Annotated in this window: 8 protein-coding genes; 6 read left to right on the top strand and 2 right to left on the bottom strand. The window is 72.3% G+C overall.

Annotated elements, in window-relative coordinates; all coding sequences use genetic code 11:
- Positions 1-359: hypothetical protein (locus tag AAHM41_RS36590; protein WP_342241566.1), on the top strand; the 359-nt coding region annotated here is incomplete at its 5' end.
- 110 nt (positions 360-469) lie between these two features.
- The gene (locus tag AAHM41_RS36585) at positions 470-1,504 is read left to right on the top strand and encodes an LLM class flavin-dependent oxidoreductase (protein WP_342241565.1); all 1,035 of its coding nucleotides are present in this window, start codon (positions 470-472) and stop codon (positions 1,502-1,504) included.
- Here the strand turns inward: AAHM41_RS36585 and hpnE are convergent.
- Positions 1,473-2,774, bottom strand: a complete 1,302-nt coding sequence (gene hpnE / locus AAHM41_RS36580) for a hydroxysqualene dehydroxylase HpnE (protein ID WP_342241564.1) — start codon at positions 2,772-2,774, stop codon at positions 1,473-1,475. The genes AAHM41_RS36585 and hpnE overlap by 32 nt on opposite strands.
- A complete protein-coding gene (locus tag AAHM41_RS36575) occupies positions 2,771-4,507 on the bottom strand; it encodes a squalene/phytoene synthase family protein (RefSeq protein WP_342241563.1) in 1,737 nt (578 codons plus the stop codon). Before AAHM41_RS36575 ends, hpnE begins: the two co-directional genes overlap by 4 nt.
- Before the next feature lie 254 nt (positions 4,508-4,761).
- Between AAHM41_RS36575 and hpnA the strand changes: the two genes are divergently transcribed.
- The 4 genes from hpnA to AAHM41_RS36555 all read left to right on the top strand — a co-directional run.
- Positions 4,762-5,757: a hopanoid-associated sugar epimerase gene (gene hpnA, locus AAHM41_RS36570; RefSeq protein ID WP_342241562.1), complete on the top strand. Its 996-nt coding sequence runs from the start codon at positions 4,762-4,764 to the stop codon at positions 5,755-5,757.
- Complete coding sequence (locus tag AAHM41_RS36565; RefSeq protein ID WP_342241561.1) at positions 5,754-6,941, top strand: glycosyltransferase; 1,188 nt, start codon at positions 5,754-5,756, stop codon at positions 6,939-6,941. Before hpnA ends, AAHM41_RS36565 begins: the two co-directional genes overlap by 4 nt.
- The gene (gene shc / locus AAHM41_RS36560) at positions 6,938-8,893 is read left to right on the top strand and encodes a squalene--hopene cyclase (RefSeq protein ID WP_342241560.1); all 1,956 of its coding nucleotides are present in this window, start codon (positions 6,938-6,940) and stop codon (positions 8,891-8,893) included. Before AAHM41_RS36565 ends, shc begins: the two co-directional genes overlap by 4 nt.
- Before the next feature lie 190 nt (positions 8,894-9,083).
- The coding region (locus AAHM41_RS36555; RefSeq protein ID WP_342241559.1) for a phosphorylase family protein at positions 9,084-9,660 on the top strand (577 nt) is incomplete at its 3' end.

The raw sequence follows: 9,660 nt of genomic DNA, 5'->3' as shown, positions 1-9,660 counted from the left end.
TTCGAGCGCTGAGGCGGATCCCGCGGCCGCCGTCCCAATCTCTCCCCGAGGCCTCCATGCTCGACCGCCTGAAGGATCAGTTCGAGGACGCGTCCCGCCGCTATGCCGAGGCCAACGGGCTGCGGCGCGATCCCGACTGGTTCCTGCTCAAGCTGCAGGAGGAACTGGGTGAGCTGACCCAGGTCTCGAACAAGCTGACCGGACGCGGCCGGACGCACGGCCGCTCCGAGGCCGAGCTGCGGCAGGCGCTGGCGGACGAGACCGCGGACATGCTCGGCCACATCCTGCTGTTCGCACGGGCGAACGGGATCGACCTGGCCGCGGCGGTGGAGCGGAAATGGCGCTTCCGGCCGGATTGAGTGGGCGAGAAGGTCCGCGCATGGGACAGTCTGTTTCCGATCGGGACAGTTGACCGGCCGCACGGGGTGGCCATTTCTGCCGTGACTTGCCTCGTGACCCAGAGACCATCATGGCCCAGCCTCTCGAACTCGGACTCGACACCTTCGGCGACGTGACCACGGGGCCGGACGGCGCCCCGCTGCCGCACGGCCAGGTGCTGCGGAACGTGGTCGAGGAGGCGGTGCTGGCCGACCAGCTCGGCATCGGCTTCTTCGGCGTCGGCGAGCATCACCGCGCCGATTTCGCCGTCTCCGCGCCCGAGGTGCTGCTGGCGGCGATCGCCGGGCGCACCAGCCAGATTCATCTCGGCTCGGCCGTCACCGTGCTCAGCTCCGACGACCCGATCCGCGTGTTCCAGCGCTTCTCGACGTTGGACGCGGCCTCGAACGGCCGGGCCGAGGTCATCCTCGGCCGCGGCTCCTTCACCGAATCCTTCCCGCTGTTCGGCTACGAGCTCAGCGATTACGAGACGCTGTTCGAGGAGAAGCTGGACCTGTTCGCGGTGCTGCTGCGGCAGGAGCCGGTGACCTGGCAGGGCAGCACCCGGCCGCCGCTGCGCAACCAGAGCGTCTTCCCGCCGATCGAGGGCGAGCGCCGGCTGAAGACCTGGATCGGCGTCGGCGGCAGCCCGGAATCGGTGGTCCGCGCCGCCCGCTACGACCTGCCGCTGGCGCTCGCCATCATCGGCGGCGACCCGAAGCGCTTCCGCCCCTATGTCGACCTGTACCACCGCGCCTTCGAACAGCTGGGCCGGCCGGTGCTGCCGGTCAGCGTCCATTCGCCGGGTTATGTCGCCGACACCGATGTCCAGGCGCGCGAGGAGCTGTTCGCCGACTACAAGCGGATGCGCGACAAGATCGGGGCGGAGCGCGGCTGGCCGCCGATGGGGCAGGGCGAGTTCGAGCGCGAGGCCGAGCACGGCTCGCTCTATGTCGGGTCGCCCGAGACCGTGGCGCGCAAGATCGCCGCGACCGTCACCGCACTCGGCGCCGCGCGCTTCCAGCTGAAATACAGCGCCGGGCCGCTGCCGCACGGCAAGCTGATGCGCAGCATCGAGCTCTACGGCGGCAAGGTCATGCCGCTCGTCCGCGAGATGCTGGCCTGACCTTGCCTTTCCGCGCCGTTCCTGGGGACGCCCCGGCGGCGCGGACATGGTCGGCGGCGCGGAAGCCGGACAGCAGGCTGCCCTCGATCGTCGCCGGCAGCCCGGTCGCGGTCCAGTCGCCGGCCAGCCAGAGATTGGGGTAGGGCGTCGGGCAGCCCGGCCGCCGCGCCTCGTCGGCCGGGCTCTGGCGGATCGTCGCCCGCTTCTCCTTGATGATGCGATAGGCCGGCAGCGGCCCGGCCAGGTCCGGGAAGGCCCGCACCACATCGGCCCACAGCAGCGACGCCAGCTCCTCCGCCGGCGCGTCGACCAGGCCGCGCGCGGCGCTGACCGTGGTGCTGGCGATGCCCGGCCGGCGGAACACCCAGTGCGCGGTGCCGCCGACGATGCCGGCGATGTCGTGCGGCTCCTCCCGCAGCGGGATGGCGAAATGGCCGTTGACGATCGGCTCGTCCGTCTCCGGCGGGGTCAGCCCCGGCACCAGCCGCGCCGCGATCGCCGGCGGCACCGCCAGGATGACCTGGTCGTCCGGCGCCAGGGGCAGGGTGCCCTGGTCCAGCTCCAGCGCGATGATCCGCCCCTCCTCGAACTCCAGCGCCTTGACCCGCATGCCGGTCCGCACCGTGACGCGGTGCCGGTGCAGATACTCCAGCGCCGGGTTGATGAAGGTGTCCGCCAGGTCGGTGCGGGCGATCAGCGGGATGGTCCGGGCGCCGCCCTTGGCCAGGGTCTGCTCCACCACCGCCCACAGGCCGCGGGCCGACGCCTCGTCGGCCGGGGTATTGAGGGCGGAGACGGCGAGCGGCTCGATCAGGCAGCGATACAGCTCGCCCGGCGGCACCACGCCGGCCACCGTGTCCTCCGGCCCGGCCTTGGCCAGCCGGCGCAGCGCCAGGTAGTCGCGCGGCCGGGTTCCGGGCACCCGACGCCGGGCAAGCAGCACCCACCAGGGCAGCCGGCCGCGATTCGGCCGCACGGTGAATTCGCGGTTGCGCTCCAGGTCGACGAAGCGGAAGCCGGGCCGGGCCGGGGCCGCCAGCCGGTCGCCGGCGCCGATCAGGTCGAGATAGCGCCGGACGTTGCGGTTGCCGGACAGCACCAGGTGGTTGCCGTTGTCGATCACCCGGTCCAGCGCCGGCTCGTGGAAGGCGCGGCAGCGGCCGCCGGGCCGGGGCGTGGCTTCGTACACCACCGCCGGGACGCCGGTGCGGGCGAGCTCGACCGCGGCGGCGGGGCCGGCCAGCCCGCCGCCGATGACATGCGCCGTCATTTCAGCAGGACCGAGAGCAGGATGCCGATCTTCTCGCGCTTCGACAGGCGCGGCCGCACCGACCGGTCGGCATAGCCGCGGGCCTGCAGCCTCTCGAAGATCCGGCGGTAGCTGTGCTGCATGATCAGCGCGGCCTTCATCCGCTTCTCCGTCCCGGCCGGCATCAGCCCGGGCAGGGCGGCATAGAGCGGCTGGATCTCGGCCGCCAGCCGGGCGCAGACCGCGGCGATGCGCGGGTCGGCGACGATCGCCGGGATCGGCGCGTCGGTCGGGATGCCGGCCTCGCGCAGCCAGCTCTCCGGCAGGTAGAGGCGGCCCAGCCCGGCATCCTCGTCGACGTCGCGCAGGATGTTGGTCAGCTGCAGCGCCTCGCCCTGGGCCACGGCAAAGGCCTCGCTGGCCTGGTCCGGGCAGCCGAAGATCTTGACCGCCATGACGCCGACGGTGCCGGCGACGCAGCGGGCGTAATGCGCCAGCCCGGTGCGGTCGGCGATCCGCACCTCGGCCGCGGCGTCGATGGTCATGCCGTCCAGCATGCCGTCGAACTCGGACCGCGGCAGGTCGAAGCGGCGGATCGCCCAGATCAGCTCGCGATCCAGCGGGTCCTCGCCCCGGCCGGCGAAGATCCGGTCCAGCCGCTGCCGCCAGGCCTGCAGGTCGGCGATCTTCTCCGCCACCGACGCGCTGGAATCGGCGATGTCGTCGACCTGCCGGCAGAAGCCGTAGACGGCGTAGATGGCACGGCGGCCGTCGGCCGGCAGGATGCGCATGCCGGAGGCGAAGGAGGATTTGGCGCGGGCCACCGCCATCCGCACCAGCGCGGCGTCGTCCAGCGGCCTGACGCCGAAGGCCATCACCGACAGGCCGGGGCGCAGCGCCCTGGCGAAGTCCGGCTTGCTCAGCGCCACCCGGGCCAGCAGCGGGTCGCCCTGGCGCAGCCGGGCCGCCAGCTTGCGAGCCAGCCACAGCATGACGCTGACCTCCGCCGCCAGCGGCCGCGAAGTCAGCTGGCCGGGCAGGGTGCTGGCGGTGTCGAGCATGGCGTCGACCAGGTCGAGGCAGCGGTCGAGCACCGGCCGGCGGAGGCGCGCGGAGGCCACGTCCGCGGTGAAGAAGCGGTCGATGCCGCCGGCCGCCTCGATCCAGTCGGTCGGCACGTAGATCCGGCGCAGCTTGCGCCAGTCGTCGCCGCAATCCTGCAGGTGGTTCAGGATCTGCAGCACGGTGCAGAGGGCATCGCCGGCCGGGAAGGTCGATTCGGCTTGGCCGTGCAGCCGCAGCAGGTAGCGGCCGACCGGGTTGGCCGAATAGCGGCAATAATCGATCAGGTCGTCCCAGCTCCGACAGCTGCGATTCTCGGCATCGCGGCGGAAGGCGGTCAGCAGGTCGCGGCAGTCGACCAGCCCGACTCCGGTGGCCGCGATCGAGGCGCGCATCCGGGCGGCGGCCTCCGGCCCCGGCTGGACCAGCCCGGTCTCCAGCGCATCCAGCCGGACCAGCTTCTCGGCCGTCGGCAGGTCCGGGTCGTCGCCGATGTCGTCGGCGGCGCGGGCGAAGCGGTAGAAGGTGGCGATATGCGGGCGATGGCGTTTCGGCAGCAGCCAGGACCCGACCGGGAAGTTCTCCTGGCCGGAGGTCTTGCTGGCCGCCAGCTCCACGGCGCCCGGCCCGGTCGATGCGGCGCCGGCAGGCGGGGGAGAGTCGACGATGGCTCGGTCGGCCGGCACGGTCATGATCGCCTGTCTTGCCTCGGCCGGGGCCGTTCGGAAACAATGGTGCGGCGGCTGATCCGCCGCGCGGCCCCGGACCGGGCCACCAGATCGCAGACCCCGCTGAATTGTCAAGGCAAACGGCCCCGGACCAACGGCCGCAGCAGGGGAGAGTTACGGCTTTTTCGGTTGCGGTCGCCGGTCCGGTTCGACAGTGTCGCCGCCATGATGACAATGCCGCGACAGGCCTTACTCCCGGCAGATCCCCGCGGGGACGAATGACCGAGATCGCCCTCGTCACCGGGGCCACCGGCTTCGTCGGCTCGGCCGTGGCCCGCGCGCTGCTGGCGGAAGGCCATCGGGTCAAGGTGCTGGTGCGCCCGAACAGCGACCGCCGCAACCTCGCCGGGCTGGAGGTCGAGCCGGTGACCGGCGACCTCGACGATACGGCCTCGCTGGCGCCGGCGCTGCAGGGCTGCACCGCGCTGTTCCACGTCGCGGCCGACTACCGCCTGTGGGTCCCGGACCCGAAGGCGATGCTGCGCACCAATGTCGCCGGCACCGCGGCAATCCTGCGCGCCGCGGCCGCGGCCGGCGTCTCACGGGCCGTCTATACCTCGAGCGTGGCGACGCTGGGGCACCATACCGACGGCCGGCCGGCGAACGAGGCGACGCTGGCGACCGAAGGCCAGATGATCGGCCTGTACAAGCAGTCGAAATTCCTGGCCGAGGATGGCGCTCGCCAGGTGGCGGCCGAGACCGGGCTGCCGGTGGTGATCGTCAATCCGTCGACCCCGATCGGGCCGCGCGACGTCAAGCCGACCCCGACCGGGCGGATCATCGTCGAGGCCGCGACCGGACGCATCCCGGCCTTCGTCGACACCGGCCTGAACCTGGTCCATGTCGACGATGTCGCCCAGGGCCATCTCGCCGCCTTCGCCCGCGGCGTGCCGGGCGAACGCTACATCCTGGGCGGGGAGGATTTCGCCCTTTCCGCCATCCTGGCCGAGATCGCCGGCCTGGTCGGCCGCAAGGCGCCGAAGATCCGGCTGCCGCTGGGGCCGATCTGGCCGGTGGCGCTGGTGGCCGAGACGGTGTCGCGCTTCACCGGCAAGGAGCCGATGGTGACGCGCGACGCGCTGCGCATGGCCCGCAAGACCATGTACTTCTCCTCGGACAAGGCCCGTGCGACGCTGGACTACCGGCCGCGGCCGGCGCGCCAGGCCCTGGTCGACGCGCTCAACTGGTTCCGCGAGAACGGCTACCTGACATGATCGGCCTGGTCCTCGCTCTCGCCAGCCTCGCGGCGTGGCTCAAGCTGTGGCTGTTCCAGGGCCGGTTCTGGGAGACCGCGACCGCGCCCGCGGCGCCGCCGCCGGCCGCATGGCCCGGCGTGGTGGTCGTGATCCCGGCGCGCAACGAGGCCGAGGGCATCGGCGCCGCGGTCGGCTCGCATCTGCGCCAGGCCTATCCCGGCCGGCTGCAGGTGGTGGTGGTCGACGACCAGTCGACCGACGGCACCGCCGACCTCGCCCGCGCCGCCGCGGCGGACGCCGGCGCGTCCGACCGCCTGACCGTGGTCTCCGGCGCGCCGTTGCAGCCGGGCTGGGTCGGCAAGATGTGGGCGGTGTCGCAGGGCGTCGCGGCGGCGGAGCAGGCCGACCCGGAGGCGCGCTGGATCCTGCTGACCGATGGCGACATCGTCCACCGGCCGGGCAATGTGGCGCAGCTGGTGGCGCGCGGGGAGGCCGACGGGCTCGACCTGGTGTCGCTGATGGTGCGGCTGCGCTGCATCGACTTTGCCGAGCGCTGGCTGGTGCCGCCCTTCGTCTTCTTCTTCAAGATGCTGTACCCCTTCGCCTGGGTGAACCGGGCTGACAAGGCGACAGCGGGCGCGGCCGGCGGCTGCATGCTGGTGCGACGCACCGCGCTGGCCCGGATCGGCGGCATTGCCGCCATCCGCGACGCGCTGATCGACGACTGCGCCCTGGCCGCGGCCTTGAAGCGCAACGGCCGGATCCGGCTCGACCTCACCGACGAGGCGGAAAGCCTGCGCGTCTACGGCGATGTCGGCGAGATCTGGCGCATGGTCGCCCGCACCGCCTATACCCAGCTGCGCTATTCGCCCTGGCTGCTGCTCGGCACCGTCGCCGGCCTGATCGTCACCTACATCGCGCCGCCCGCCCTGACCCTCCTGGGGGAGGGGGCGGCACGATACGTCGCCCTGGCCGCCTGGGCGATCATGAGCGGCAGCTACCTGCCGATGCTGCGCTTCTACCGGCGCTCGCCGCTGTGGGCGCCCTTCCTGCCGCTTGCGGCGCTGGTGTATCTCGGCGCCACCATCGATTCGGCGCGGCGCCACTGGGCCGGCATCGGCGGGGCCTGGAAGGGCCGCGTCTACGACCAGCCCGGCGCCTCGCCCGACCTGTCCCGTCAGCCGTCAGATCCGTCCCGATGACCATCTCCAGCCCCTCCTTCCAGACCGACGACCTCGCCGGGCCCACCCGCGCCAGCCTCGATGACGCGATCGGCCGCGGCGTCGGCGGGCTGCTCGACCTGCAGCGCGAGGACGGCCACTGGGCCTTCATCCTCGAAGCCGACGCCACCATCCCGGCCGAATACATCCTGCTGAAGCACTTCCTCGGCGTGGTCGACCGGGAGAAGGAGGCGAAGCTCGCCGACTACATCCGCAGCATCCAGTCGGCCACCCATGACGGCTGGCCGCTGTGGCATGACGGGCCGTTCAACATCAGCGCCAGCGTGAAGGCCTATTTCGCGCTGAAGGCGGCGGGCGACAACCCGGACGCGCCGCACATGGCCCGCGCCCGCGCCGCCATCCTGGCCGCCGGTGGCGCCGCCCGCTCCAACGTCTTCACCCGAATCCTGCTGGCGCTGTTCGAGCAGGTGCCGTGGCGCGCCGTGCCGGTGATGCCGGTGCAGATCATGGTGCTGCCCTCCTGGTTCCCGTTCCACCTGAACAAGGTGTCGTATTGGAGCCGCACGGTGATCGTGCCGCTGCTGGTGATCATGGCGAAGAAGCCGCGGCCGGCGAACCCGGGCGCGCTGTCGATCCAGGAGCTGATGGTCGAGCCGCCGGAGCAGGTGAAGAACTGGCATGTCCATGTCGACGGCAGCTTCTGGGGTCGGTTCTTCCGCCGGCTGGACGGGGTGCTGCGGCCGATCGAGCCGTTCTTCCCGCGGCGCGAGAAGTCGATCCGCAAGGCGGTCGAGTTCGTCACCGAGCGGCTGAACGGCGAGGACGGGCTGGGCGCGATCTACCCGGCCATGGCCAACTCCGTGATGATGTTCAAATGCCTGGGCTATCCGGACGACCATCCGGACCTGCAGATCGCCTGGGCCTCGGTCGAGAAGCTGGTCGACACGGTGGACGGCGTCACCTACGCCCAGCCCTGCCTGTCGCCGGTCTGGGACACGGCGCTGACCGCGCACGCGCTGCTGGAGTCGAACGATCCCGAGGCGGTGGCGCGGGCCAAGCGGGGACTCGACTGGCTGGTCCCGCGCCAGGTGCTGGACGTCAAGGGCGACTGGGCCGAGCGCCGGCCGGATGTGCGGCCGGGCGGCTGGGCCTTCCAGTACAACAACGCGCATTACCCGGATCTCGACGACACCGCGGTGGTGGTCATGGCGATGCACCGGGCCGACCCGGAGCGCTACCGCGAGGCGATCGACCGCGGCGTCGAATGGCTGCTCGGGCTGCAGAGCAGGAATGGCGGCTGGGCGGCCTTCGAGGTCGACAACACCTATCACTACCTGAACCACATCCCCTTCGCCGACCACGGCGCGCTGCTGGACCCGCCGACCTCGGACGTCACGGCGCGCTGCCTCAGCATGCTGGGCCAGCTCGGCCGGCGGATGGACGACCCGGCGGTGGCTCGCGGCATCGCGTTCCTGCGCCAGGAGCAGGAGGCCGACGGCTCCTGGTTCGGGCGCTGGGGCACCAGCTACATCTACGGCACCTGGTCGGTGCTGTGCGCCCTCAACGCCATCGGCATGGACCCGCAGGACCCGATGATCCGCCGGGCGGTCGATTGGCTGATCGCGCAGCAGCGCGAGGATGGCGGCTGGGGGGAATCCGGCGACAGCTACTACGAAGGCAAGCCGGAGATGACGCCGGCCACCTCGACCGCGTCGCAGACCGCCTGGGCGGTGCTGGGGCTGATGGCGGTGGGCGAGACCGGGCATCCGGCGGTCGAGCGCGGCGTCGCCTGGCTGTCGGCGCATCAGCGCGCCGACGGGCTGTGGGACGAGCCGAGCTTCACCGCGGTCGGCTTCCCGCGGGTGTTCTACCTGCGCTACCACGGCTACCCGGCCTTCTTCCCGACCTGGGCCCTGTCCCGCTATCGCCGCCTGCGCGACAGCAACAGCGGCCGGGTCGAGGTCGGGATGTGAGAGGTCGAGGCAAAGACCGGCTGCTTCCTCTTATCCTCCCCCTCCCCCTGCGGGAGGGGGCAGGGGGAGGGGGCTCTCGCCAAAACGAGCCGGCTCTTGATCGACCGCCGGGGCGTCCCTTGATCGACAACCCCCTCCCCCTACCCCCTCCCGCAAGGGGAGGGGGAGAGTATTCAAATCAGCGCTTCGCATGCTCGGCATCCTGACCGGACTGGCGAAGGAGGCGGAGATCGCGCGGCGGATCTCGCCGCTGGTCGCCTGCTCGGCCAGCGATCCGGCCCGGGCGGAGCGGCTGGCGCGTGACCTGGCCGGGCAGGGGGCCACCGCGCTGCTCAGCTTCGGTATCGCCGGCGGGCTGGCGCCGGAACTGGCGACCGGGGACATGGTGATCGGCACCGCCGTGGCGACGGGCGCGGCGGCCTATCGCTGCGATCCAGAGCTGGCGGCGCGGCTCGCAGCCGCCTTGCCCGGCGCCGTTCGCGGCGATGTCTGGGGCGGCGACGTCATCGTCGACACGGCCGCGGCCAAGGCCCGGCTGCATCGCGACAGCGGCGCCGTCATCGTCGATCTGGAGAGTGCCGCGGTGGCGGCGGCCGCGGCGGAAGCCGGGCTGCCCTTCGGCGTGCTGCGGGCCGTGGCCGACCCGGCGGCGCATGGCCTGCCGCCGGCGGCGCTGGTCGGTCTCGACAGCGAGGGACGTCCGGCGATCGGGCCGGGGGGGGGGGGGGGGGGGGCGCCCCCCCCGGGGGGGCCGCGGCGGGGGGGGC

The sequence above is a fragment of the Inquilinus sp. OTU3971 genome (assembly GCF_038440215.1).
The sequence above is the reverse complement of the archived record's forward strand: the minus strand, read 5'-3'. Positions and strand labels throughout refer to the sequence as shown.